Origin of the sequence: Curtobacterium sp. MCLR17_034 (genome assembly GCF_003234485.1) — a bacterium.
Lineage (GTDB): Bacteria > Actinomycetota > Actinomycetes > Actinomycetales > Microbacteriaceae > Curtobacterium > Curtobacterium flaccumfaciens.
In genome coordinates this window covers 30,410-52,438 of record NZ_QKTH01000012.1, presented here as the reverse complement: position 1 = coordinate 52,438, position 22,029 = coordinate 30,410, and the positions used below count along the sequence as shown (strand labels likewise).

26 protein-coding genes are annotated in these 22,029 nt (G+C 71.1%); 11 read left to right on the top strand and 15 right to left on the bottom strand.

Annotation, left to right across the window (positions count from 1 at the left end):
- Positions 1-8: 8 nt before the first annotated feature.
- The 5 genes from DEI98_RS12710 to DEI98_RS12690 all read right to left on the bottom strand — a co-directional run bounded on the left by DEI98_RS12710 (position 9) and on the right by DEI98_RS12690 (position 6,496).
- Positions 9-434 (bottom strand): SseB family protein, encoded by a 426-nt coding sequence (locus DEI98_RS12710; protein ID WP_146243516.1) that lies wholly within the window; start codon positions 432-434, stop codon positions 9-11.
- Positions 435-529: 95 nt separating this feature from the next.
- A complete protein-coding gene (locus tag DEI98_RS12705) occupies positions 530-1,333 on the bottom strand; it encodes an SDR family oxidoreductase (protein WP_111100918.1) in 804 nt (267 codons plus the stop codon).
- A 157-nt stretch (positions 1,334-1,490) separates the two neighbouring features.
- Complete coding sequence (locus DEI98_RS12700; RefSeq protein WP_111100917.1) at positions 1,491-2,156, bottom strand: GPP34 family phosphoprotein; 666 nt, start codon at positions 2,154-2,156, stop codon at positions 1,491-1,493.
- A gap of 76 nt (positions 2,157-2,232) precedes the next feature.
- Positions 2,233-3,024 carry an HNH endonuclease family protein gene (locus tag DEI98_RS12695; protein WP_258370853.1) on the bottom strand — a complete coding sequence of 264 codons (792 nt, stop codon included), beginning with the start codon at positions 3,022-3,024 and terminating at the stop codon, positions 2,233-2,235.
- A gap of 49 nt (positions 3,025-3,073) precedes the next feature.
- Complete coding sequence (locus tag DEI98_RS12690; protein ID WP_146243515.1) at positions 3,074-6,496, bottom strand: DEAD/DEAH box helicase; 3,423 nt, start codon at positions 6,494-6,496, stop codon at positions 3,074-3,076.
- A gap of 122 nt (positions 6,497-6,618) precedes the next feature.
- Here DEI98_RS12690 and DEI98_RS12685 point away from each other — a divergent pair, with 122 nt between their 5' ends.
- Both DEI98_RS12685 and DEI98_RS12680 read left to right on the top strand, forming a co-directional pair.
- Positions 6,619-6,816, top strand: a complete 198-nt coding sequence (locus DEI98_RS12685; protein WP_110862532.1) for a hypothetical protein — start codon at positions 6,619-6,621, stop codon at positions 6,814-6,816.
- Between the two features lie 118 nt (positions 6,817-6,934).
- A complete protein-coding gene (locus tag DEI98_RS12680) occupies positions 6,935-7,936 on the top strand; it encodes an AraC family transcriptional regulator (protein ID WP_111100915.1) in 1,002 nt (333 codons plus the stop codon).
- Positions 7,937-8,000: 64 nt separating this feature from the next.
- Here the strand turns inward: DEI98_RS12680 and DEI98_RS12675 are convergent, their stop codons facing one another.
- On the bottom strand, positions 8,001-9,413 hold the full coding sequence (locus tag DEI98_RS12675) for an amino acid permease (protein ID WP_110865115.1): 1,413 nt from the start codon (positions 9,411-9,413) through the stop codon (positions 8,001-8,003).
- A 76-nt stretch (positions 9,414-9,489) separates the two neighbouring features.
- Here DEI98_RS12675 and DEI98_RS12670 point away from each other — a divergent pair, with 76 nt between their 5' ends.
- On the top strand, positions 9,490-9,990 hold the full coding sequence (locus DEI98_RS12670) for a DUF427 domain-containing protein (protein ID WP_181438033.1): 501 nt from the start codon (positions 9,490-9,492) through the stop codon (positions 9,988-9,990).
- Between the two features lie 93 nt (positions 9,991-10,083).
- Here the strand turns inward: DEI98_RS12670 and DEI98_RS12665 are convergent, their stop codons facing one another.
- Positions 10,084-10,416, bottom strand: a complete 333-nt coding sequence (locus tag DEI98_RS12665) for a hypothetical protein (RefSeq protein ID WP_111233944.1) — start codon at positions 10,414-10,416, stop codon at positions 10,084-10,086.
- 90 nt (positions 10,417-10,506) lie between these two features.
- Here DEI98_RS12665 and DEI98_RS12660 point away from each other — a divergent pair, with 90 nt between their 5' ends.
- From DEI98_RS12660 to DEI98_RS12650, 3 genes are all read left to right on the top strand, one after another.
- Positions 10,507-10,887, top strand: a complete 381-nt coding sequence (locus DEI98_RS12660) for a hypothetical protein (protein ID WP_111100914.1) — start codon at positions 10,507-10,509, stop codon at positions 10,885-10,887.
- On the top strand, positions 10,887-11,357 hold the full coding sequence (locus DEI98_RS12655; RefSeq protein ID WP_258370851.1) for a DUF6264 family protein: 471 nt from the start codon (positions 10,887-10,889) through the stop codon (positions 11,355-11,357). Before DEI98_RS12660 ends, DEI98_RS12655 begins: the two co-directional genes overlap by 1 nt.
- Positions 11,358-11,452: 95 nt before the next feature.
- Positions 11,453-11,887, top strand: a complete 435-nt coding sequence (locus DEI98_RS12650; protein ID WP_111100913.1) for a hypothetical protein — start codon at positions 11,453-11,455, stop codon at positions 11,885-11,887.
- A gap of 4 nt (positions 11,888-11,891) precedes the next feature.
- Here the strand turns inward: DEI98_RS12650 and DEI98_RS12645 are convergent, their stop codons facing one another.
- Complete coding sequence (locus DEI98_RS12645; RefSeq protein ID WP_071404197.1) at positions 11,892-12,512, bottom strand: hypothetical protein; 621 nt, start codon at positions 12,510-12,512, stop codon at positions 11,892-11,894.
- 373 nt (positions 12,513-12,885) lie between these two features.
- Complete coding sequence (locus DEI98_RS12640; RefSeq protein ID WP_071404196.1) at positions 12,886-14,340, bottom strand: APC family permease; 1,455 nt, start codon at positions 14,338-14,340, stop codon at positions 12,886-12,888.
- Between the two features lie 97 nt (positions 14,341-14,437).
- On the opposite strand from DEI98_RS12640, the gene DEI98_RS12635 reads away from it, so the two are divergent.
- Positions 14,438-14,866, top strand: a complete 429-nt coding sequence (locus tag DEI98_RS12635; RefSeq protein ID WP_110865109.1) for a DUF6892 domain-containing protein — start codon at positions 14,438-14,440, stop codon at positions 14,864-14,866.
- 49 nt (positions 14,867-14,915) lie between these two features.
- On the opposite strand, the gene DEI98_RS12630 is transcribed toward DEI98_RS12635, so the two are convergent.
- Both DEI98_RS12630 and DEI98_RS12625 read right to left on the bottom strand, forming a co-directional pair.
- Positions 14,916-15,527, bottom strand: coding sequence for a uracil-DNA glycosylase (locus tag DEI98_RS12630; RefSeq protein WP_110865108.1), 612 nt, complete (start codon positions 15,525-15,527; stop codon positions 14,916-14,918).
- Entirely contained in the window at positions 15,524-16,726 is a 1,203-nt protein-coding gene (locus DEI98_RS12625) for a glycosyltransferase (RefSeq protein ID WP_111100912.1), read from the bottom strand. Before DEI98_RS12625 ends, DEI98_RS12630 begins: the two co-directional genes overlap by 4 nt.
- 109 nt (positions 16,727-16,835) lie before the next feature.
- Here DEI98_RS12625 and DEI98_RS18710 point away from each other — a divergent pair, with 109 nt between their 5' ends.
- Together DEI98_RS18710 and DEI98_RS18705 are read left to right on the top strand one after the other, a co-directional pair.
- Positions 16,836-17,027 carry an antitoxin VbhA family protein gene (locus DEI98_RS18710; protein WP_146245006.1) on the top strand — a complete coding sequence of 64 codons (192 nt, stop codon included), beginning with the start codon at positions 16,836-16,838 and terminating at the stop codon, positions 17,025-17,027.
- Positions 17,024-17,623, top strand: coding sequence for a Fic family protein (locus DEI98_RS18705; protein ID WP_181422736.1), 600 nt, complete (start codon positions 17,024-17,026; stop codon positions 17,621-17,623). The genes DEI98_RS18710 and DEI98_RS18705 overlap by 4 nt, the downstream gene beginning before the upstream one ends.
- A 14-nt stretch (positions 17,624-17,637) precedes the next feature.
- Here DEI98_RS18705 and DEI98_RS12615 read toward each other — a convergent pair whose 3' ends face one another.
- Complete coding sequence (locus tag DEI98_RS12615) at positions 17,638-18,462, bottom strand: DUF429 domain-containing protein (RefSeq protein WP_181438039.1); 825 nt, start codon at positions 18,460-18,462, stop codon at positions 17,638-17,640.
- Between the two features lie 124 nt (positions 18,463-18,586).
- Here DEI98_RS12615 and DEI98_RS12610 point away from each other — a divergent pair, with 124 nt between their 5' ends.
- Together DEI98_RS12610 and ligD are read left to right on the top strand one after the other, a co-directional pair.
- The gene (locus tag DEI98_RS12610; RefSeq protein WP_111100959.1) at positions 18,587-19,264 is read left to right on the top strand and encodes a G5 domain-containing protein; all 678 of its coding nucleotides are present in this window, start codon (positions 18,587-18,589) and stop codon (positions 19,262-19,264) included.
- A gap of 138 nt (positions 19,265-19,402) precedes the next feature.
- The gene (ligD, locus tag DEI98_RS12605; protein WP_111100910.1) at positions 19,403-20,425 is read left to right on the top strand and encodes a non-homologous end-joining DNA ligase; all 1,023 of its coding nucleotides are present in this window, start codon (positions 19,403-19,405) and stop codon (positions 20,423-20,425) included.
- A 61-nt stretch (positions 20,426-20,486) separates the two neighbouring features.
- On the opposite strand, the gene DEI98_RS18700 is transcribed toward ligD, so the two are convergent.
- The 3 genes from DEI98_RS18700 to DEI98_RS12595 all read right to left on the bottom strand — a co-directional run bounded on the left by DEI98_RS18700 (position 20,487) and on the right by DEI98_RS12595 (position 21,975).
- Positions 20,487-20,630 (bottom strand): hypothetical protein, encoded by a 144-nt coding sequence (locus DEI98_RS18700; RefSeq protein ID WP_155896788.1) that lies wholly within the window; start codon positions 20,628-20,630, stop codon positions 20,487-20,489.
- Positions 20,627-20,788 (bottom strand): hypothetical protein, encoded by a 162-nt coding sequence (locus DEI98_RS18695; RefSeq protein WP_163343780.1) that lies wholly within the window; start codon positions 20,786-20,788, stop codon positions 20,627-20,629. Before DEI98_RS18695 ends, DEI98_RS18700 begins: the two co-directional genes overlap by 4 nt.
- A gap of 143 nt (positions 20,789-20,931) precedes the next feature.
- The gene (locus tag DEI98_RS12595) at positions 20,932-21,975 is read right to left on the bottom strand and encodes an ATP-dependent DNA ligase (protein WP_111100909.1); all 1,044 of its coding nucleotides are present in this window, start codon (positions 21,973-21,975) and stop codon (positions 20,932-20,934) included.
- Between the last annotated feature and the right edge of the window lie 54 nt (positions 21,976-22,029).

Here is a 22,029-nt window from a genome sequence, read left to right as displayed (position 1 = left end):
GGATCGGGTCAGTCGTCGCTGGTCGGGACGCCGCCCTGCATCTGCACTCGCATCTCGGCGAGGACGTCGGCGTGCAGGAAGTTCGCCTCGGCCGCGCTCGTGGGGTCGACCACGATGCCGAACTCCTCGGGGAGCGCGGACACGAGCTCGGACATCGGCACCGGACGCCCCTCGGCGTCGGGCAGCCCAGCGGCGAGTTCGTCCGGGTCGGTGAAGACGGGCACGAACGGCTTGTCGCGGATCATGACGTGGGCGACGCTGCCGGCCTCCGGGCTGCCCGCCGGCTTCCAAGGAACCCACGCCGCGCTGCGCAGGAAGCCCGCGGGCGAGGCCGCCATCCTCCGTCGCAGTTCGGCGGCCGCGGTCGGCGGGGTCTTGTCGACGCCTCGGCCGAAGGCTGATCCGTTGGTCTGATCGGTACTCACACCAGCCATGCTGTCACGGTCGGCGGACACGGCGGGGCCGAGCCGCGCCTCCAGGCCGAAGCCCGGCGCACGCGGACGTGAGCCGGGCGTCAGAGGTGACGGTCTCAGTACGCGGCCGACTGCCCGCCGTCGATCGGGACGACCGTCGCGTTGACGTAGGACGCGTCGTCGGAGAGCAGGAAGGCGACGACGGCGGCGATCTCGGGAGCCTCGCCGTAGCGCTTCGTCGGGTTGACCTGGATGAACTCCTCGGCGGCCTTGCGCGGGTTCTCCGCATCGAGCTGCTTCATCGAGTTCTCGACCATGGGCGTCCAGATGGCGCCGGGGGCGATGACGTTGATGCGGATGCCGTAGCGGCCGTACTCGACGGCCGAGTTGCGGGTGAGCCCGACGACGCCGTGCTTGGCGGCCGCGTACCCGGACTGGTTGCCGATGCCGCGGATGCCGCCGACGCTCGCGGTGTTCACGACCATGCCGGAGCCCTGCTCACGCATGACCTTGAGCACCTTCTCGAGGCCGAGGAACACGCCGCGGAGGTTGATCGACACGACGCGGTCGAACTCGGCGGCGGTGAAGGACTCGGTGGGGTTCTGCTTGCCCTCGATGCCGGCGTTGTTGAAGAAGCCGTCGATGCGGCCGAAGCGCTCGGTGGTGGCGGTGACGTAGGCGTCGACCTGGGCTTCGTCGGACACGTCGGCGACGGTCGTCAGGACCTGCGCGTGGGGGGTGGCCTCGAGCACGGCGGCCTTCGTCGCCTCGAGTCCCTGCTCGGAGACGTCGACGAGGGAGAGCGCAGCGCCCTCGGCTGCCAGGCGGACGGCGGTTGCACGGCCGAGGCCGGAGCCGCCGCCGGTGATGAGGACGACGCGGTCGGCGAAGCGGGTGGTGCCGGTGGTGGTTTCGGGCATGGTGGGAGGCCTCCTGAGGTCTTCGACGGTGAAGGGCTCGGGGTCCGCGGTGGGGCAGCGAGTCCGATCGATGCATCTGCATCGAGATACCTAGACTACACCTGTCGTTTAACGACGCAGTCAGCCGGCGTGCAGGCGCCCCGTCGCGCTGCCGACCTCAGCTCGCGGTGATCGAACCCGTCGCTGCGATGGTGCCCGCCATGATGACGACCATCGTCGCGGCCTCGATCTCCTCGAGCACGGCCTTCACCGCCGGGCTCGCCCAGGTGCCCGAGGTGATCTCCTTGACCAGGTCCTTGTCGACGGCACCGAACTGCTTGCGCAGGGTGTTCGTCGCGTCGAGCAAGCCGATGACCGCGGCAGAGAACGGCGTGGGTCCCGCCCGGCCAGCCAGCACGTCCGCGATGCCCGATCGCAGCAGCGCCTCCGGAGCTCCGTCCCGCTCCGGGTGCTTCGTGGTGGGGAAGAGGCCGAGCACCTTCCCCTGCTCGATGCTGATGACGCCGCGCTCGACGAGTCCGGCGAACACGTCGTCGCGCAGCTGGCGCTTGCCGAGTCGGCTCACCCACCACTTCGCCTTGCGCGGTGCACCGGCCGCCGCGATGGAGCCGACCACGCCGTCGAGCACGTGGTCGCCCGTTGCGGTGCCGTTCACGACGGCCACGAGTCCGTCCTGCAGCGAGACGACGCCGCGCAGCGCGAGGTCGGCGAGGACCGCTCCCGCGAGACCCGTGTCGAGCGTCGAACCATCGAGAGCGTGGCGTCCGTCGGGCTCGACCTGGAGGAGCGCGAACGCCTGTGGGACCGTGAGTTGCTCAGCCATGCCCGCAGCCTGCCACGCGGGGCGGAGGTGCGCCGGGCCTCCGAGCCGACACCCAGCGGCGGCAGCCTGCCGGACGTCAGCAGGCGTCGAGCACCCGCACCATCGCGTCTCGCTCCGCCGGAGCCACCCACAGGCGGTACTTCGCCTTCACCGTGACCTGGTGCTCGATGTAGGTGCAGCGGAACGCCTTGTTCGCGGGGAGCCAGGTCGCCGCGTCGCCGGAGCCCTTCTGCGAGTTCGAGCGGCCATCGACCGCGAACAGGTTCACCGGGTCGTTCGCCAGCGCGTGCCGCTCGGTCTCGGTGAGCCGCTGCGCTCCGGTGCGCCAGGCGTTCTCGAGTGCGACGACATGGTCGATCTGCACGAGGGTCGAGGTCGTGTTGCCGCGCACGAAGTCCACCGTCGCACCCGTGTACGGCGAGACGAGGGTGCCGGTGAGGACCTTGCAGCGGCCCTCGCGGGTGATGTCGGCGAGGTCGCGGGCGAGGACGTCGTTCCGGGTGTCGCACCCGTTGTGGTCGACGTCGAGCCAGGCGCTGCCGAAGTCGCCGGTGCGGTCGTAGCCGGTGCCGGCTGCCTTGCCCTTGACGGGCAGGTCGGCGAGCTGGGTGCGTGCGCGGACCGCGTCGGCGTCGGTTCCGCGACTGACGGTCGGACTGGAGGCGGGGCTCGCCCCCGACGACGCCTGCTGCGGTCCGATCGTGGTCGTCTCCCCGGCCGTGGGGCCGCCCGCAGCGGTCGTGCCCGCCGCGTCGGCGTCCGGCCCGAGGACACCGGTGGCATCGAGCGCGTACCCGCCGACGGCGAGGGCCAGGACGACGAGGACGGAGGTCAGGGTGATGCGGCTGCGGCGTCGGCGGGACGTCATGCGGTGGGACTCCAGGTGGTGCGGGGCGGAACGGTGGTGCGGGTGTGGATCAGGTCAGCAGGGAGCGGATGTCGTCGGCGGTCAGGTCGTCGGCGAACAGTGCGTCGTCGTCGATCATCGTGGCGAACAGCTCGGCCTTGCGGGCGGCGAGGGCGAGGACCTTCTCCTCGATGGTGTCCTCGGCGATGAACCGTTGGACGCTGACCGACCGGGTCTGGCCGATGCGGTGCGTACGGTCGACAGCCTGGGACTCGGCGGCGGGGTTCCACCACGGGTCGAGCACGAACACGGTGTCCGCCTCGGTCAGGGTGAGCCCGAACCCGCCGGCCTTCAACGAGATGAGGAACGCCGGGGCGGTGCCCTGCCGGAAGCGCTCGATGACCTCGGGGCGCTTGCGGGTGGAGCCGTCGAGGTACTCGTAGCCGATCCCTCGGGCGTCGAGGGCGTCCGAGACCATCCGCAGGAACGAGGTGAACTGGCTGAACACCAGGGCGCGACGGCCCTCTGCCGCGAGCTGTTCGAGTTCGTCGAGCAGCAGGTCGAGCTTGGCCGACGGGATCGGGGTCGATCCCGACGTGACGTCCGAGTCCGACGACGACGACCCCGCCGACACCAGCGCCGGCGACAGCGCGAGCATCCGCAGCAGCGTCAGCGACCGGAACACGATCATCCGGTTCTTCGACAGGTCGTCGATCAGGTCGAGGACCTTCAGGCGCTCCCGGTTCAGCGTGCGCTCGTACAGCTCCCGGTGCGCCGGGTCGAGCGTGACCCGGACGACCTGTTCCTGCTTCGGGGGCAGGTCGGCCGCGACGGCTTCCTTCGTGCGGCGGAGCATGAGCGGCCGGATCCGTCGGCGCAGCCGCCCGGTGAGCTCCTGCCGGGCCTCGCCGCGGAGCTCGGGCGAGGCGAGCGGCTTCACGTAGTCGTCGCCGAACCGGGTCCAGGTGGACAGCAGCCCGGGCGCGACGATGTGGAACAGCGCCCACAGGTCGGTCAGGCCGTTCTCGAGCGGGGTCCCGGTGATCGCGAACTTCACCGGTGCCTGCAGCTCCGAAGCCACACGGTGGGTCCGGGACTGCGGGTTCTTCACGAACTGGGCCTCGTCGAGCACCAGCGCCGACCACGGCAGGTCGGTCCAGGCGCGGGCGTCGAGCCGGAGCAGCGCGTACGAGGTGACGACGATGTCCGACGCGGCGGCGGTGCGCGCGACGAGCCCCGGGTCCTTCAACGACGTCGAGGTCACCGTCGCGACCCGCAGCGACGGCACGAACTTCGCGGCCTCGGCCGCCCAGTTGCCGACGACCGAGGTCGGTGCGACGACCAGGAACGGGGGTGCGTCGGGCTCCGCGGCACGATGGGCGGCGACCATCGCGAGCACCTGCAGCGTCTTGCCGAGCCCCATGTCGTCGGCGAGCACCCCGCCGATGCCGTGCCTCACCAGGAACGACAGCCACGCGTACCCGGCGTGCTGGTACGGCCGCAGGTCGGCGTGCACGGTGTCCGGCACGGGGACGTCAGCCGGGGGAGTCGCCCCGAGCAGCCCCGAGGCGATCGCCTGCCACCGCTCGTCGTGCGAGGTCTCGTCGGCCAGCAGGTCGAACTCGGACCACAGCCCGGCGTGCAGGGGCGTGACGGCGATCGGCTGGTCGGGCTCCCACTCGTCCAGGTCACGGGCCTCGTCGATGAGCTCCTTGAGCCGATCGAACGCGGGGTCGGCCAGCGACAGGTACGAGTTGTCGACGAGCTTGAGTCGTCGCTGCCGACCCGCGAGCGCGGTGAGCAGCGGCGTGAAGGGGATCTGCTTGCCGTTGACGCTCACGATGATGCCGAGGTCGAACCAGTCGTGCTTGTCCGACGGCATCGTCGTGACACGGATGTGCGGCCGCCCGCTCAACCGCTCGTAGTCGAGCCGCTCGCCCTGCACGACCGTGCGGACGCCGAGCGACGGCAGCTCGGGCAGGAACTCGTTCGCGAACACCGCGACGTCGGCCCCGTCGATGGTGCCGTCCTGGAACCAGTCCAGCCCGCCACCGGGTCCGGCAGCGCGGACGGGAGGCCCGGCCTGCGTCGCGTCGTCGGCCGGCGTCGTCGCCGTGGTCGGCTGCACCGCCGCGACCGGGTCCGCGACGGGAGTGTCGTCGGTGCCCGTCGGATCGTCGGCGGCACGGAGCCCGGACAGGTCGGGGAGCGGGCCGTGCAGGGACACCGGGTCCTTCCTGCCGTCGACGTGCCAACGCCAGTGCAGGTGCACGCGGTCGTCGGTGCGCGGGGCGCGGGCCGGCTCGAAGGTCGCGGTGAGCACGAGCTCCGGCGGGGTGCGTTCCGGCAGCTCCACCGAACCGTCGGAGCTGACCAGGCCGAGGGCACCGCGCAGTCGGGGTGACCAGTCGGCCAGGAACTCGTCGACCTCGGCGGTCGGCACGGTGATCCGGGTGCCCTCGACGAGCATGCGGCGCTGGTCCTCGGGCACCGGTGCCGGGGTCGGTGCGACGGCCACCGTGAACTCGGGGCTCCCGCGGAACACGTAGACGCCGTGGTCGCCGATCATCCGCGCGGCACCGGGCACCACGGGGCGGCCGTCGAGCACCGCACTCGCGCCGATCACCACGGCGTCGTCGTGCCGGGCGACGTCGAGCAGCACCTGGGCCTGCGTGCCGAGCACCGCTCCGCCCTCGCGCTTGCCGGTGACGAACGCGATGTCGAGCGCCGCGGCCTGCTGCAGGAGCGGCCAGAGCAGGGGGCTCCGGAAGTCGTCGAGGTGCAGCCAGTCGCTCTCACCCGGCAGGCCCGCGAGCTGCCCGGCGCGGTGCAGGGCAGCGAGCTGCAGGAACCAGGCGTGCTGCTCGGCGCCGACGCCGAGCCGGTTCTGGGAGTAGGGGAGCGTGCCCCACGTCAGCTGCCCGCGCACCCAGTTGCCGGCGTCGCTGCGGGTCACCGGCCGGACCCCGAGCCGCACGCTGCGGGACGGCGCGGGCAGGGCGCGGCCGGCGGCACGGGCGCGCGAGGCGAGCTTGGCGGGGACCGCGTCACGCAACTCGAACTGCAGTCCCATCCGGGTGCCCTGCGGGGTGGGCGCCCGCTCGTCGTCACCGGCGAGGCGGGCGAGGTCGTGCCTCCAGTCCGAGGGCGGCGGAGCCGGCGTCTCCGGGCGTGGGCCGGCGTTCGCGGCGAGGGCGCGGGCGTTGATGGTGAGGAGCGCGGCCGCGACGTGCTTGCAGTCGCCGCCGAGCGGGCAGCTGCAGGTGCTGCGGACCGGGCGGACGAAGTCACCGCGCGCCGGGGTGGTGTCGACGCGGAGTTCGTACGGGTCGTCGGCGGTGCCGGACACGACCGCGGTGACCGTGCCGTCGTCGTCGTGCCAGGTGGCGTCGTCGACCAGGCCGGCGCGGACGACGTCGCGTGCGCGACCGAACGTCTGCGGCCCGACGAAGCGGATGACGTCGACGGCGTCGATCATCGGGGCAGCAGGCACGGGACCATCGTGCCAGTCGCCACCGACGATCCCCGCCGCCACCCTGAGCGACGAAGATCTGGCAGGACTACCGTCCAACTCGGAGCGCGACGACTGCGGTCCACGGAATCGATTGGAACCTCATGCCGGACCGACTGCGGTGGGTACGCGACTCAGCCGACCACTGGAACGGGTTGCTCGACTCCGAGGTCGTGTGCGACATCACCCGCACTGATTCGTACACCGTCGATTCCCCGGACCACTCGTTGACCGGCGGGCACTCGTCCTTCGAGAGCGCGGCGGCCCAGGTGCACGGCTGGGTGCGCTGGACCGGCCGTTAGGCCGCAGAGCGCAACCCGGTTGTAGGACCACCCGCTGCTCCCTAGCGTGAGAGGGCAGGCCGGGGACCACCCGGAGGTGACCACACCGCTCTGCTCCAGGAGAGAGAGAGGTGTTCCCATGACCGACACGACCGAGTCGCAGGCGCCCGCTCCGGGTTCCGATCCTGCTGCACGCCCCGCCCAGCCACGTTCGCTCGTCGCCGTGGCCGGTCAGGACACCGACGAAGCCATCAGCTCGCTCGCCGGCATGTACGCGGGCAAGGCCTGGTACTCCCGAGCCCTCGACCAGGACTACTGGTTCAAGTACGTCGGCGTCGGTGACGAACGGCTGAGCATCCGCCGTTCCCAGATGCACGGGTACCTGCGCGGTGACGTCGCCACCGAGGGCGAGGTCGTCGTGCAGTGGCTCGAACGCGGCGAGGCCCGCGTCGACGTCGGCCGCGACGAGGTGCGCATGCAGCCCGGCGTCCCGACGCTGTTCCCCGTCGAGCGCCGGTTCGAGATGGAGTACCAGGACTGGGACCAGCGCCTCGTGCACCTGCGCCGGGACCTGGTGCTCGACGTCGCCGCCGAGGACCACCTGGTCGACGGCACCATGGCGTTCGACACCACCGTCGCGCCGGATCCCTCCGCGGTGGCCCTGTGGCGCACCGCCGTGTCCGGTGCGCTCCGCGCGCTGCGCGAGGAGGGCGAGGGGTCCCTCGCCTGGCACGAGGCGCAACGTGACGTTGCCCGTGCCCTGTTCCGGATCTACCCGCTGCAAGCCGAACGGTTCCCCGCCGGCTACGGCACCCGCAGCGACGGACGGCTCCGGGCCGCGGTCGAGTTCATCCAGGCGCACGCGCACGAGCCGCTGACCGTCGCCGACATCGCGCAGGCCGCGGGGCTGAGCATCCGCGGGATCCAGGAGTCGTTCCAGCGGGCGTTCGAGCGCTCGCCGATGACGTACCTGCGCGAGGTGCGGCTCGGTCGCGTGCACGAGGAGCTGCGGATCCTCGACCCGCAGGCGACCTCGGTGGCCGACGTCGCGCGGCGCTGGGGGTTCGCGCACATGGGGCGGTTCGCCTCGGTGTACGCGAACCGGTTCGGGGAGTACCCGCGGGAGACGTTGCGGCGCTGAGGAGCGCGGGCGCTGCCGGCGTCGGCTGCGGCGTCGGCTGTGCGCGGCGCTTCGTCGGCTGTGCTCAGCGCTTCGCCGGCTCGGCCAGCTTGCTGTGCTTCCGCGAGTACCCGAAGTAGACGCCGAGCCCGATCGCGAACCAGATCGCGAACCGCACCCACGTCTCCCACTGCAGGAACGTGACGAGCCACAGCGACGCGATGACGCCGATGATCGGGATGACCGGCATGAACGGCAGCCGGAACTGGCGGTCCAGGTCGGGCTGCCGGTAGCGCAGCACCACCACGGCCGAGCACACCACCACGAACGCGAGCAGGATGCCGATGTTCGTGAGCTCCGCGACGACACCGATCGGCAGCACCCCGGCCAGGATCGCCGACGCGATGCCGAGGATCCAGGTCACCCGGGTCGGCACGTGCCGCTTCGGGTCGGTCTTCGCGAACCACTTCGGCATCAGGCCGTCGCGACTCATCGAGAACCAGACGCGCGAGGCACCGAGCATGAACGTCACCAGCACCGTGACGATGCCGACGATGGCACCGATCGCGATGACGTTGGCGACACCGCCGAGCCCGACGGACGCGAACGCCGACGAGAAGCCCGACGCCGGGTCGATGTCGGTGTACTTCTGCATCCCGGTGAGCACGAGCGTCGCCAGGACGTACAGCACCATCGAGATGCCCAGGGACAGCAGGATCGCCTTCGGCATGTGCTTACGGGCATCGGTGGACTCCTCGGCCGCGGTGGACATGGCGTCGTAGCCGAACACGGCGAAGAACACGGTCGCGGCACCGGTCATCACGCCGCCGAAGCCGAACGGGAAGTACGGGGAGTAGTTGGCGCTGTTGATGTGGAACACGCCGAGCACGACGATGAGCACGACGAGTGCCACCTTGATGCCGACGGCGACGAACTCGAACCGGGCGGCGCTCCGGATGCCGCGCGTGAGCACGAACGCGGTGAGCAGGCACAGCGCGATCGCGAAGACGTCGATCACGTGGCCGTCACCGGTGCCCGGGGCGCCGAGCATCCACGCGGGCAGGTCGATGCCGAACTGGCCGACCAGGAACCCCACGTAGCCGGAGATGCCGATCGCGACCACCGCCACGATCGCCGTGTACTCGAGCAGCAGGTCCCAGCCGATGAACCACCCGACGATCTCGCCGAGCACCGCGTAGCCGTACGTGTACGCGCTGCCCGCCTTCGGGATGAGTCCGGCGAACTCGGCGTACGACAACGCGGCGGCGGCGCTCGCGACCCCGGCGACCAGGAAGCTGATCAGCACCGCGGGCCCGGCGACGCCGTTCGCGACGGTGCCGGCGAGGGTGAAGATGCCGGCGCCGATGATGCCGCCGATGCCGATCGCGGTGAGCTGCCACAGACCGAGGTGCCGTTTCAGGCCGCCCTCGCCCCCGGCCTCGTCATCGATCGTGTCGATGGGCTTCCGTCGGAACAGGGTGCGTGTCGTCGTCGTCACCCGCCCATGGTGCACCCGGAGGCGATTGCGCGCACGCACGCGGCTGCACCGCAGGCACCGGGCGTACACCTGGAGCATGCGCCACCCGAAGAGGACCGAGCCCGGCCCCGGCCAGGAATCCGTCTGGGACTACCCCCGCCCACCCGCCGTCGAGCGGGTCACCGCCCGCGTCGTCGTCCGTCTCGGCGGCACGGTCGTCGCCAACACGACCGACGCCGTCCGCGTGCTCGAGACCTCGCACCCGCCGGTCTACTACCTGCCGATCGCCGACCTCGCCGAGGGTGCGCTGGTCAAGGCGTCCGGCTCGAGCATGTGCGAGTTCAAGGGCCTGGCGCGCTACTTCGACGTCGTCGGTGGTGACGGGACGGTCGCGAGCCGCGCCGCCTGGAACTACCCGACGCCCGTGCCCGGCTACGAGTCGCTGCGGGAACGCGTCGCGATCTACCCGTCGGCGATGGACTCGTGCGAGGTCGGCGGCGAACGGGTCCAGGCGCAGGACGGCGACTTCTACGGCGGCTGGATCACGGCGGACATCGTCGGGCCGTTCAAGGGCGCGCCCGGCACGCTCGGCTGGTGACCCGGCGTCGTCGGGCGGGGCGGCCCTGACCCGGGCCGACCCGTTTCGCGAGCGACGGGGCAGACGCGACCCGGGCCTCCCGGCCGGACCGCGTCAGCGGTTGGCGTACGGCGACCAGAACGGCGGCGGGAACGCACCCCCGGTCACGATCACGAGCACCTGCCAGACGAGCATGACGAGCCCAGCCGTCCCGATCACGATGCCGATCCACGACCACACCTGCACGGCCCGGCGACGACCGGCGATCCGGATCGCCCGCCAGCCACTGAGCACGCAGACCAGCCCGAACACCGCACCGAGCAGCACGTGCTGCACGGTCGACTGCGCGGGCACGATGATGCCGAGGTAGAACGCGACCGGTCCGAGCGCCACCGCGAAGGTCGCCGGGGCTGCCGGCGGTTCGTGGTCTCGAGCGACTGCTCCCATGGACCGCATGTTAGCGAGTGAACCTCGCTTCGAACACGTCCGAGTCGCGCAGCGCGGGCACCCGGTCGCGGGAACGGGCACCATGGAGGCATGCGTTCCTTCTTCCGCGTCCTGCTCGGCCTGGCCCTCGTCGTCGCGGGCACGAGTCACCTCACCTTCGCGCGCAAGGAGTTCACGGCGCAGGTCCCCGAGTTCGTCCCGCTGGACGACGACACGACGGTGCTCGCATCGGGGGTCGCGGAGATCACGCTCGGCTCGGCCCTCGTGCTCGCTCCGAAGCCGACCCGCCGCTTCGTCGGCTCGGTCGCGGCGCTGTTCTTCACGGTGATCTTCCCCGGCAACCTGTCGCAGTGGGTCAACCGTCGCGACGCCTTCGGTCTGGACAGCGACGAGAAGCGCTTCGTCCGCCTGTTCGGTCAGCCCGTCCTCATCGCGCTCGCCCTCTGGTCGACGCGCGGCCGGCGCTCCTGATGGGCGCGCCCGCGCGGCAGTCCGGCCCGGCCCCCGGGACGGGGCCTGGGGCGGGTCCTGTGTCGGGTCCGGATCCGCTCGGGTCCGGCCCGGCGCGCTTCGGTCGGGAGGCCCGGCACCCCCTGGCAGGACGCGCTCGCGTCGCGGACGTGGTCGCGTCCACCGCGCTGCTCGTCGTGCTCACGGTCGGTGCGTTGGCAGCGGGGTGGGGGATCAGGCTCATGTCGCTGGCGTTCGTGTCGTGCGCCGCGCCGGGCAACACCTGCAACGAGACGCTGGGTGACTCGGTCGTCGTCGTCGGACCGATCATCGTGGCGGCGGTGCTGGTCGCCACCATCGCCGTCTGCGTGCTGCGGCTCGTACGGCGTCGGCTGACCTGGCCGGTGGTGCTCGTCGGCATGGCGGCGATCGTCGCGGTGTTCTTCGCCTCGCTGCTGCTCGTCGACAGCTCGGTCACGCACGGCATCTGAGGGACTCTTCCTCCACAGGCTGGGTTCGTGGAGCGGCTCTCCACAGAACCCGGACCGCGCCTCGGCTGGGGCTTCCGGTTCGCCACGCTGGAGCCATGCCTGACACCGAGATGCTCGACCGCCTGATCCGTGAACCCGTCCGCACCGACGACGACGTCGTCCGACTCGTCGAAGCCGTCGTCGAACGGCCGCTGCGCCGGCAGTGCTGGGTGCTGTTCCTCGACGACCGCGGGATGTCGATCCCGTTCCTGCTGCCGATCGCCGACCTGCCGTACTCCCCGGACGAACACGTCGACGACTTCGCGGCCCTGATCGCCGACATCGTGGCGCAGCTCGGGGCCGTCGACGTCGTGCTCGTGTGGGAACGCCCCGACGCCGACCGGCTCTACCCGGTGGACTGGGAGTGGGTCGACGCCTGCGCCTGTGCCCTCGACGAGCAGTCTGTTCGGCTCCGCGCCCAGGTCGTCGTGCACTCCGGGGGAGCCGCGATCGTCGAGTTCGACGAGGACACGCAGGCGGTGGCCTCGTGAGCGGTCAGCCCTGGGGAGCGGCGTCCGGCACGTCCTGGCCGGTGAGCTCCTCGACGATCGCCTTCGCCTGCGGCCACGACTTCGCGTAGTGGTCCGGATCGGAGTTGATCTGCACCGCGTGCGCCATCTGCGTCGGGCTCATCGTCTTCCAGCCGGGGACCTTCACGAGCTTCGTGTAGAACATCGTCGCGGCCGTGTACGGGTCCATCCGCTGCTCGTACGTGCCCCAGGCGCCGTTGTCGCGCTGCTGGAACAGGCCGCGGCTGTCCGGGCCCGCGGCGTCGCCGTGGTCCAGGTTCACCAGGCTCGACTCGCCGATCGCGGTCATCACCCCGACGGCCTGCGTGTGGGGGCCGATGCCGAGCGCCTGGGCGGCTTCGATCACGTGTGCGGCGTTCACCAGGCGGTCCTGGCAGAAGCCGCCGACGGGGCCGGCCGGCACGACCATCCCGCCGATCGTCTTCGAGGCGACGGCCGGGCACGCGGGCGTCGGGGTGGCGGCGCTCGACTTCGCGATGCCGGCGAGCGAGTTGACCGCGATCACCACGAGGACGACCACGCCGATGCCGACCGCCACGATCCCGGCGCCGAACACCGAGGCGAGGGTGATGCCGACACGGCGCATGACGGGACCTCTCGAGGGGCTGGGCGGGTGCTGGGCGGGCGGAGCGGGAAGAGCAGCACGAGCGTACGGGCGCCTCCTGGGAAGCCTGCGGCGGCCCGCCGTGATCGCCCGTTCGGGGGTTCGGCGTTCGGCGTTCGGGGTTCGCCGCGGGTTGCTCGCCGCGGGGAAGGTGCCTCCCCGGCAACGAGTGACGGTTCTGGTTCACGAAGCGGGGGCTTCGCGAACCAGAACCGTCACGGGTCACTCGTGCGCGGCGGTCACCGGTCGCGTCGGTCGGCCCGTCGACCCCGACGCAGGCGCCAGCCTCCGGCGGACAGCGACAGCGCGGCGATCACCGCGATGACGACGGTCCAGATGACACTGGTCGCGTCCATCAGACGTCGCGGTGGTCGTGCGGCGGGCGCTGCACCTTCGTCGGCTCCGTCACGAGTCCGGTCGGGGCCTTCTCGGCCTGCTTCCGCCCGTGGGTGAACCAGGTCAGGATCCAGAGCAGCACGCCCAGGGCCAGCAGCGCGCCGGCGATCTGGTACTGCTGCGGGTCACGACCGGACGAGAACGGCAGGACGAGCCAGAGGCACGTGATGATGCCGATGACCGGGATGATGACGCCCGCGCGGAAGTGCTTGTGGTCGACCTTGTCGCGGCGCAGCACGAGCACGGTCACGTTGACGACGGCGAACACCGTCAGCAGCAACAGCGAAGTGGTGCCACCGAGGACGACGACGATGGGGGAGTCCGGGTCGAGCGAGACCCACCCGATCAGCAGCAGCGAGATGAGCGTGGTGAAGACGATCGCGGTCGACGGGGTGCGACGGGCGGGGGAGATGCGGGACAGGAAGCCCGGCAGCACGCCCTGCTTGCTCATGCCGTAGAGCAGGCGCGACGCCATCATCATGTTGATCAGGGCCGTGTTGGCGACGGCGAACATCGAGATGAAGGGCAGCAGGTCGGCGATCGGGAAGTCCGGCGCGGCGGTCTGCACGACGGTGACGAGCGGGGTCTCGTTGCCGGCCAGTTCACCGATCGGCACCACGGCCACGGCGCAGATGGACACGAGGACGTAGATCACAGCGGTGATGCCGAGACCGGTGAGCATGATCTTCGGGAAGATGCGCGAGGGGTCCTTGGTCTCCTCGGCCATGTTGACCGAGTCCTCGAACCCGACCATCGCGAAGAACGCCAGCGACGTCGCGGTGCTGATCGACAGCAGCAGGGACTTGTCCTCCGGCGTCTCGAACATCACGACCCGCGAGAAGTCCGCGTTGCCGCCCGCGATCGCCCAGAACCCGATCAGGATCACCATGACGAGACCGGACAGCTCGACGAGCGTCAGCACGACGTTCGTCTTGACGCTCTCGCTCACCCCGCGGAAGTTGATGAACATCACCGCGAGCATGAAGCCCATCGCGATGAGCATCACGACGCCGTTCGGCAGCTCGATGCCGAACCCGGCGCCGAGGTTCGCCGCGAACGCCCGCGATGCCGTCGATGCCGACGTGATCCCGGAACACATCACGATGAACGTCACGATGAAGGTGACGAAGTGGATGCCGAACGCCTTGTGCACGTAGAGGGCGGCACCGGCGGTCTGGGGGTACTTCGTCACGAGTTCGAGGTACGAGAAGGCCGTCAGCAGCGCGACCGCGAACGCGATGAGGAAGGGGAGCCACGCTGCCCCGCCGACCTCGGCCGCGACCTGGCCGGTGAGCGCGTAGACACCCGTGCCGAGGATGTCGCCGACGATGAAGAGCAGCAGGAGCTTGGGACCGATGACCCGGCGGAGCTCGTGCTGCTCCTGCTGTGGGCGGTCCGTCTTGGTGGTGGCCATGCGTCACCCTTGCGCGCGGAATGCCTTTCTGTCCAGTCCCACAGGAAGGTTTCTCGCGATCGCAACACGGTCGCTCGGCGACGGATACGCTCCGGCCATGGACCAGCAGTCGAACACCACCGAGGAGCCCATCGAGTTCGCGGACTTCAACGCGAAGCTCCTGGTGCTCGACGTCCTCTGCTACGACCTCGACGTCCTGGACCCCTACGACCCGGACGCCGAGGACGAGACCGACGAGGACCTCGACGTCGACGGGCAGGACGACCGGGCGCGCGAGTACTACGACGACCTCGACCTGCTGCCGTCGCACCTGTCGCTCGTCACCGAGATCACCGTGGACTCCGACCTCGAGGTCCTGCAGGACGTCCACCCCGGCTGGGACGGCTCGGACGACCGCTTCGACCCGCAGAACTGGGACGACCTGCTTGACCTGCCGGAGCTCCGCACCGTGTACGCCGCCGCACCACTGCCCGCCCACGTCGCCGAGCGGCTCGCGGCCAAGGGCGTCGAGGTCCGCTCCGCCTGAGCGGGACGCGACCGGGACGCGACCTGGACGCACCGGGGCGGACGGACGGCTAGCGGTCCAGCGCCCGCAGCTGTTCGGTGAACTGCTTCGCGCCGCCCTGCGCCGGGTGCCGAACGGCGGTCGCCTCGATGCCGGCCAGCGCGAGCGCTCCCTGCGCCTTGCGACCGACGGCGACCACCCGGACCCGGTCCATACCGCCGAGGGCCTCCAGCAGCGCGAGGGCGACGGGCGCGCCCGAGCGGACCTCGGCGGGCCGCGGCGTGCGGTTCGTCAGCCGGTCCGGCGCCACGAAGGGGTGGTGCGGGAAGATCGCCCACGCCACCGGGAGCGCACCGCGCCAGCCCTCCAGTGCGGCGTGCACGACGCGCGACGAGGCCTCCCACGGTGCCGTCGGCTCCAGCGGGACGCCGTACTCGGGTCCGAGCTCGCGCATGCTCGTGAACGGCACACCCGTGTTCGTCATGCCGCGCCACCCCGGTGCCTCGGCCACGAGCAACGTGTCGGCCCCGGGCCCGGACTGCTCCAGGTACCGCGTCAGGTTCGCCCGTCGCAGTCGTCCCTCGGGCGTTCCGACGTCGTAGAGCGCCTCGGCGTCCGACTCGACGGGCACGGCGTCGAGCGCGGCCCAGAACGCCGCGAACCGCCCGCCCGTCCCGCTCACGAGCGCCCGAGCAGCCGGCGGTAGACGTCCTCGAGTCCCGCGGCCGACCGCTCCCAGCTCAGGCGCTCCGCGTGCTCCCGGCCCGCAGCGGCGAGCCCGGCGGCGTACGGCGCATCGGTCAGGATCCGCTCGATCTCGTCCGCCCACTCCTGCGGGTCACGCGACTCGAGCACGACGCCCGTCTCCCCGTCGACCACCGCCTCACGCAGGCCCCCGGCAGCGGCGGCCACGACCGGCACCCCGGAAGCGGAGCCCTCGAGCGCGACGAGCCCGTACGTCTCGGAGTGGGACGGCACGAGCACGGCTGCCGCGCCACGGAACAGGAACGCCAGATCGGCACGCGACTGCGGCCCGATGAAGGTGACGTGGTCGGCGATGCCCCTCGCGTCGGCGAGCCGACGCAGTTCGTCCACGTAGTCGCCCGCCTCACTCGAGACGTCGCCCGCGATGACCAGGGTGGGGCGGGCCTCCAGGCTGATGTCCGCGATCGCCTCGATCGCCAGGTCCAGGCCCTTGAGGGGTTGCACGCGCGCCGCCGCGACGACGTAGGGGGTGGCGGCGCGGCGCGCACCGACGGCGGCGGGGCGGAAGACGGAGCCGTCGACCCCCGGCGGCACGATCCAGATGCGGGCGTCGTCGCCGCCGAGCCGGGTGCGCACGGTCGAGGCCTCTGCCTCGGACACCACGACGACGGCGTCAGACTCGCGGGCGAGCAGTTCCTCGCCGGCGATGCGGCCCGCCGACTCGGGACGTTCGCCCTCGGACAGCGGTGTGGCCGGGTCGGCGGCGATTGAGTGGAATGACTGCACGTGGGGGATGCCGCGCTCGCGGGCGACGGGCAGCGCGGCGGCGCCGGAGAACCAGTGGTGCGAGTGCAGGACGTCGAACGGCCCGAGCTGCTCCAGCTCGTGGCGGAACGGTTCGATGAACGCGTCGTGCTCGCCCTTCGGCACCGGCTCGGCCGGCCCCGCTGACAAGAACCGCAGGCACACGCCCGGCACGAGCGACACCGAGTCCGGCTGCGTCGGGGCTGACCGGCGCGTGATGATGTCCACGTGGTGGCCCAGGTCGGCCAGCGCCTCGGCCTGGTGCCGGACGACGACGTTCATGCCGCCGACCTCGCCCGAACCGGGTTCGTCTCCGGGGGAGGTGTGCAGCGACACCAGCCCGATGTGCAAGGGTTCGGTCGTCGTGCTCACCGCTCAACCCTAGCCGCGCGGCCTCCGCTGCGACGGGCGCGCGGGCGCCACCACGACGGGCCGTCCTCCGGGTCTGGAACACGTGACCGCCCCGGCGTAACATTGGTGCATGCCCAAGCGAATGGTTCGGACCGTCTCCGGCTCGGAGCGCGTCAAGCGGACGCGCGCCGTCGCCGCGGTGATCCACTCCGGGCGACTCGAAGGATTCAAGGACAACCCCGAGTGGATCCGGTACATGGACCGCTTCGCGAAGGGCGAGATCAGTCGCGAGGAGCTCCGGGCTTTCGCGCACCGTCGGTGAGTCTTCGACCCGACGGCGGGTACTACGACGACCAGTACGTCCTCCGCAACAAGTTCGGGGCCACGAGCCGTGACCAACTCGCGGAACTCGAGGTCCCCGAGGTGCAGGACCGGGAGTTGGACCTCCTGCTCGGTGAGGTTCCCGGACTCGCGGGGCTCCTGCCATCGGAACGGGTGCGCCGTATCCACGCCCATCTCTTCCAGGACGTCTACGTCTGGGCAGGCCAGTACCGGCTCGACGGCATCGCGAAGAATCCTGACGAACCGTTCCTGGCGCCTGAACTGATCCCCGTACGGATGGCCCGGCTGGACGATGAGCTCGCTTCGCCCAGGATGCCGGAGCGTCCTCTGGACTTCTTGACCGAACAGTTCGCGACGCTCAACTACATCCATCCCTTCATGGAGGGTAACGGGCGAACCCAGCGGGAGTTCTGGCGCGAGTACGCGGCCGAACGTGGTGTCGTGCTCGACTGGCGGAGGGTCACGACAAATGAGAACCATCACGCCGCCCGCCGGTCGATGCTCGGTGACCTGCAACCCCTTCGCGAACTCCTCACGAAGGTGATCTGCACGGCGGCTGCAACGGGCGAGATCTGATCCTTCTCGCGCCGTCAGCGCTGCGACGGGCGTGCGGGTGCCACCACGACGGGCCGCCGGCCCGCCTCGTCCAGCGGGTCGGTGGGGAGGGCCGGATCACCTCCCAGGATCTGCACGCGCTGGTCGCCGTGTCGCTCCCAGAACGCCGCCGTCCACGCGCACAGGGCACCGTCGAGCAGGTCCTCGCGGTGCTTGTGCGTCGGACCGTGCAACACCGACGGGTCGGCGAGCCGCTGCGTCAGCGGATGGGAGTCCAGCAGCAGCGGCGGGTCGAGCGGGGTCTCGCGCAGCCGCCGGACCAGCTCGTCGAAGGCCTCGGCGCGACGGGCACGTGCCTCGGCCGCAGGGATCCGGAGGTCGAGCCGCTTGTACCGGGGTCGTTCCACGTCGTAGCCGAGCTCCTCCACGCCGACCAAGGTCGTGTACGGGTAGCACTCGAACATCGCCGGACCGGTGCGTCGTCGCATCGACTCCGTGTCGGAGACGTACCCGATGCCCTGCGTGGTCAGCCGGTCGAGCAGCGCTGCGCCGGCGCTCGCCGCCGACGCCTGGTTGGTCGGGTTCGCCGCGACCTTCCACCGGCCGTACCGCTGCCCGACCTGCCGCTCGGACTCGCGGATGCCCGTCGGGTTCGTCACGACGAGTGAGGCGTCCACGGCGATCAGGGATCGTGGCCCGACGTTCCCGGCGATCCAGTCCGTGACGGCGTCGACCCCGCGGGCCCAGCCGGCGTCGGTGATCGTGCCATCGTGGTCCATCGCGACCAGCCCGGTCTCGTTCGCGGCCTTCCGTTCGGAGCCGAGCCCCCACGCGAGGTCGATGCCGAGGTACGCGTTCACCCGCCCATCCTGCCCGGTGGACGGTTCATCCTCACAGCGCGGCTGCCCCGGAGTGGGGGTGCAGCGGTCGACGGAGCACGGGGCACCCTGGATCGTCGTACCGAACTCGAGGGGATGTCGCAGGATGCGCTGGTCAGCACTACCGACGAAGGCGAAGGCTTCGGTCGTCGTCGCGATCGCAGCGGTGATCTGGGTCGGGGGCGTGGGTACCGCCGGTGCTGTGGTGGGCGCAGCCGTGACGAGTGCGAGCCAGGACTCTGCTTCCCCGCGAGCCGTCGCCGACGCCACGACGACGACCCCGACACCCAGTTCGACGCCGACGCCGACTCCGACGCCGGTCGTCGAGGTGTCGGAGGTCTCGAAGGACTTCCCGATCCACTTCCGGAAGACCACCATCGACGATCCGACCCTCGCGAAGGGTCAGACGCGGCTGCAGACAGCGGGCGTCGACGGCGTGCTCACACGGACGTACCGCGTGACCACCACCGACGGCGTCGAGACGGACCGAGTCCAGGTCTCGAAGACCGTGTCGACCGCCCCGGTGACCGAGGTGACCGCGGTCGGCTCCTACGTCGAGCCGGCTCCAGCCCCCGCGGCTCCCGCGCCTGCGCCAGCCGCTCCCGCCCCTGCTCCCGCGCCCGTCGAGCAGGCGCCCGCGCCGTCGCACGACTTCATCACGCCCGGGGCGTTCTGCGCCGATGGGCAGGCCGGAGTCGTCGCCCAGGCCGCGAACGGCAACTCGTACACCTGCGGCGGCAAGGGCCCTGACGCGAACGGCCACCTGCACTGGAACGTGATGTGAAGTCTGCCCGCAAGACACCGGTGTCCGCGCGCTGAACACCGGCGTGCGCGTGTTCGACCAGGGAACACCGGTGTCTTGAGGGAACAAGAGCGGTCCCGGCTGCGGGCGGGCATCCGGCACGCGTGTACGGTCCGCTGCATGGCGAGCGAAGCGACGACGGTGCGGGTGCCCGGCCCTGACTGTGACCGCGAGGTCCGGATCAGCAGCCCCTCGCGGGTGCTCTGGCCCGAGGCGGGCATCACGAAGCTCGACCTCGCGGAGTACCTCGTCACGGTGGGCGACGCCTTCGTCCGGGCGAACGGCGACCGGCCGATCTCGCTGCAGCGGTTCCCCGGCGGCGTCGACGGCGAGCAGTTCTTCTCGAAGAACCCGCCGAAGGGAGCCCCCGACTACGTCCGCTCGGTGACAGTGACCTACCCGAGTGCCCGGTCGCACCCGCAGCTCGTGATCGACGAGCCGGCCGTGGCGGTGTGGGCCGCACAGATGAACACGGTGGTCTTCCACCCGTGGGCCTCTCGTGCCGAGGACAGCGACCACCCGGACCAGCTCCGCATCGACCTCGACCCGCAGCCCGGCACCGACTTCGGCGACACGGTGCCGGTGGCCGAGGAACTCCGGAAGGTCCTCGACGAGGTCGGTCTGACCACCTGGATCAAGACGAGCGGCAACCGCGGCCTGCACGTGTTCGCGCCGATCCGCCCCGAGCACGAGTTCCTCGAGGTGCGGCATGCAGTGATCGCTGCGGCGCGCGAACTCGAACGACGGATGCCCGACCGGGTCACGACGGCGTGGTGGAAGGAGGAGCGGGGGCAGCGGATCTTCGTCGACTTCAACCAGGCCAACCGCGACCGCACGATGGCCGGTGCTTACAGCCCCCGGGCCCTGGCGCACGCCTCGGTGTCGACGCCGATCGGGTGGGACGAACTGCGCGCCGCGGACCCGACGACCTTCACGATCCGCACGGTGCCGGAGCGGCTGCGGACCACGGGCGACCCGTGGGAGTCGATGGGGGAGCAGCCGGGCAGCATCGCGCCGCTGCTCGAGTGGTGGGAGCGGGACCTGGCGAACGGCGAGGGAGAGCTGCCGTTCCCGCCGGACTTCCCGAAGATGCCGGGGGAGCCGCCGCGCGTGCAGCCCTCACGAGCGAAGAAACCGAGCTGAGCCCGAGCGGCCGAGAGGCCGAGCAACCGGCGGCCGAATGCCGAACAGCCGCGGCCGAGCGTCAGGCTGCGGAGGAGACGTCCCGCTGGCGGTCCGGGTCCTCGACGCGCGTGGTGTGCGTCGGCAGCCCGATGCTGGCGGTGTGCAAGCGGGTGAGCCGCGACCAAGTGCCGCGGTGCACGTCGGTGATGCCGTCGACGATCACGAGCCGAGTCCGACCGTGACGAGTGCGAGCGCGGTGGCGGTCACGCCGGCGATGGCGCTGATGACCGCGCTGAGCTGCAGGACGCGCTGGCGCCGTGCCTCTCGGACTTCTGTGAAGGGGCTCCGCCGAGGGTGGCGGACAAGCGTGCTGGTGCTCATGTCGATCCGCTCCGATCCGGGCATCCAGACTGGACGCCTCGTGCTGCTGAGATCATCCTGGCACGGCTTCGCTAGTTCGGCTAACTACTTTTCCCCGAACGTGACAGAACAGCGACAAACGGACACCACAGTGCGTTCCGCCGTCAGGACAGCACGTCGTTCAGGTCGTACGCACTCGGCACCTCGAGCTGCTCGAACCCGCAGGACGTCGCCTCGCGATCGGGCCGCCACCGCTCGAACTGCACGGTGTGCCGGAACCGGTCGCCCTCCATCTGGTCGTACCGGACCTCGAGCACCAGCTCCGGCGCCAGCCGGACGAACGACGTGTCGCGACCCGACGAGAACCGCGAGCGTTCCCCGTCACCGGTGACGGGCCTCCCGTCCGCATCGCGGAGCACGACGGGCTCGAACTCGTCGATCAACGCGGCCCGGCGCTTGTCGGAGAAGGCGGAGACGCCGCCGACCTGGCGGAGCTCGCCGTCCGCGTCGTACAGCCCGACGAGCAGCGACCCGACGCCGGAGCCGCTCTTGTGCACGCGGTAGCCGATGGCGACGACGTCGGCGGTGCGGTGGTGCTTGATCTTGAGCATCGAGCGCTTGTTCGGTTCGTACGGCCGCGCTCGGGGCTTCGCGACGACGCCGTCGAGCCCGGCGCCCTCGAAGGTCGTGAGCCATTCACGGGCCTGCTCCACGTCGAGGGTGGTGCGGGTGACGAAGAGCGGGTCGGTCATCGCGTCGCCGAGCTGCTCCAGGCGCTCGCGACGCTCGTCGAAGGGGCGGTCCACCAGCTCCTCGCCGTCCACGGCCAGCAGGTCGAAGGCCACGAACTGGGCCGGGGTCTCGACGCTGAGCTTGGCGATCCGTGAGGCCGCCGGGTGGATGCGCTGCGAAAGCGCCTCCCAGTCGAGGCGCTCGGCACCGGGCTCGCCGGAACGCAGGATCACCTCGCCGTCCAGGACGACCGGGTGGTCGCGCCCGCCGAACTGCGCGCGGAACGCCTCGACGAGCTCGGGGAAGTACCGGGTGAGCGGCTTGGCGCCGCGGCTCCCGATCTCGACGTCGTCACCGTCGATGGTCACGATGCCCCGGAAGCCGTCCCACTTCGGTTCGTACCGCAGCCCGCCCTTCGTGCTGTCCGGATCGGGGACGGTGGCGACGGCCTTGGCGAGCATCGGTGCGATCTCCATGGGTCTTGTCTACTCGCGCGCGTCGCGGGGGCTGTCGGCGCGGCCTGCGCCGTC

What these genes read in the sequence shown, in the direction of transcription:
- DEI98_RS12685 (WP_110862532.1), top strand. Translation starts at nt 6,619, where the DNA reads ATGCCGGACCGACTGCGGTGGGTACGCGACTCAGCCGACCACTGGAAC.
- DEI98_RS12665 (WP_111233944.1), bottom strand. Translation starts at nt 10,416, where the DNA reads ATGGGAGCAGTCGCTCGAGACCACGAACCGCCGGCAGCCCCGGCGACC.
- DEI98_RS12650 (WP_111100913.1), top strand. Translation starts at nt 11,453, where the DNA reads ATGCCTGACACCGAGATGCTCGACCGCCTGATCCGTGAACCCGTCCGC.
- ligD (WP_111100910.1), top strand. Translation starts at nt 19,403, where the DNA reads ATGGCGAGCGAAGCGACGACGGTGCGGGTGCCCGGCCCTGACTGTGAC.
- DEI98_RS12695 (WP_258370853.1), bottom strand. Translation starts at nt 3,024, where the DNA reads ATGACGTCCCGCCGACGCCGCAGCCGCATCACCCTGACCTCCGTCCTC.
- DEI98_RS12700 (WP_111100917.1), bottom strand. Translation starts at nt 2,156, where the DNA reads ATGGCTGAGCAACTCACGGTCCCACAGGCGTTCGCGCTCCTCCAGGTC.
- DEI98_RS12710 (WP_146243516.1), bottom strand. Translation starts at nt 434, where the DNA reads ATGGCTGGTGTGAGTACCGATCAGACCAACGGATCAGCCTTCGGCCGA.
- DEI98_RS12680 (WP_111100915.1), top strand. Translation starts at nt 6,935, where the DNA reads ATGACCGACACGACCGAGTCGCAGGCGCCCGCTCCGGGTTCCGATCCT.
- DEI98_RS12655 (WP_258370851.1), top strand. Translation starts at nt 10,887, where the DNA reads ATGGGCGCGCCCGCGCGGCAGTCCGGCCCGGCCCCCGGGACGGGGCCT.
- DEI98_RS12645 (WP_071404197.1), bottom strand. Translation starts at nt 12,512, where the DNA reads ATGCGCCGTGTCGGCATCACCCTCGCCTCGGTGTTCGGCGCCGGGATC.
- DEI98_RS18695 (WP_163343780.1), bottom strand. Translation starts at nt 20,788, where the DNA reads ATGAGCACCAGCACGCTTGTCCGCCACCCTCGGCGGAGCCCCTTCACA.
- DEI98_RS12670 (WP_181438033.1), top strand. Translation starts at nt 9,490, where the DNA reads ATGCGCCACCCGAAGAGGACCGAGCCCGGCCCCGGCCAGGAATCCGTC.
- DEI98_RS12635 (WP_110865109.1), top strand. Translation starts at nt 14,438, where the DNA reads ATGGACCAGCAGTCGAACACCACCGAGGAGCCCATCGAGTTCGCGGAC.
- DEI98_RS12610 (WP_111100959.1), top strand. Translation starts at nt 18,587, where the DNA reads ATGCGCTGGTCAGCACTACCGACGAAGGCGAAGGCTTCGGTCGTCGTC.
- DEI98_RS12595 (WP_111100909.1), bottom strand. Translation starts at nt 21,975, where the DNA reads ATGGAGATCGCACCGATGCTCGCCAAGGCCGTCGCCACCGTCCCCGAT.
- DEI98_RS12660 (WP_111100914.1), top strand. Translation starts at nt 10,507, where the DNA reads ATGCGTTCCTTCTTCCGCGTCCTGCTCGGCCTGGCCCTCGTCGTCGCG.
- DEI98_RS18710 (WP_146245006.1), top strand. Translation starts at nt 16,836, where the DNA reads ATGCCCAAGCGAATGGTTCGGACCGTCTCCGGCTCGGAGCGCGTCAAG.
- DEI98_RS12705 (WP_111100918.1), bottom strand. Translation starts at nt 1,333, where the DNA reads ATGCCCGAAACCACCACCGGCACCACCCGCTTCGCCGACCGCGTCGTC.
- DEI98_RS12640 (WP_071404196.1), bottom strand. Translation starts at nt 14,340, where the DNA reads ATGGCCACCACCAAGACGGACCGCCCACAGCAGGAGCAGCACGAGCTC.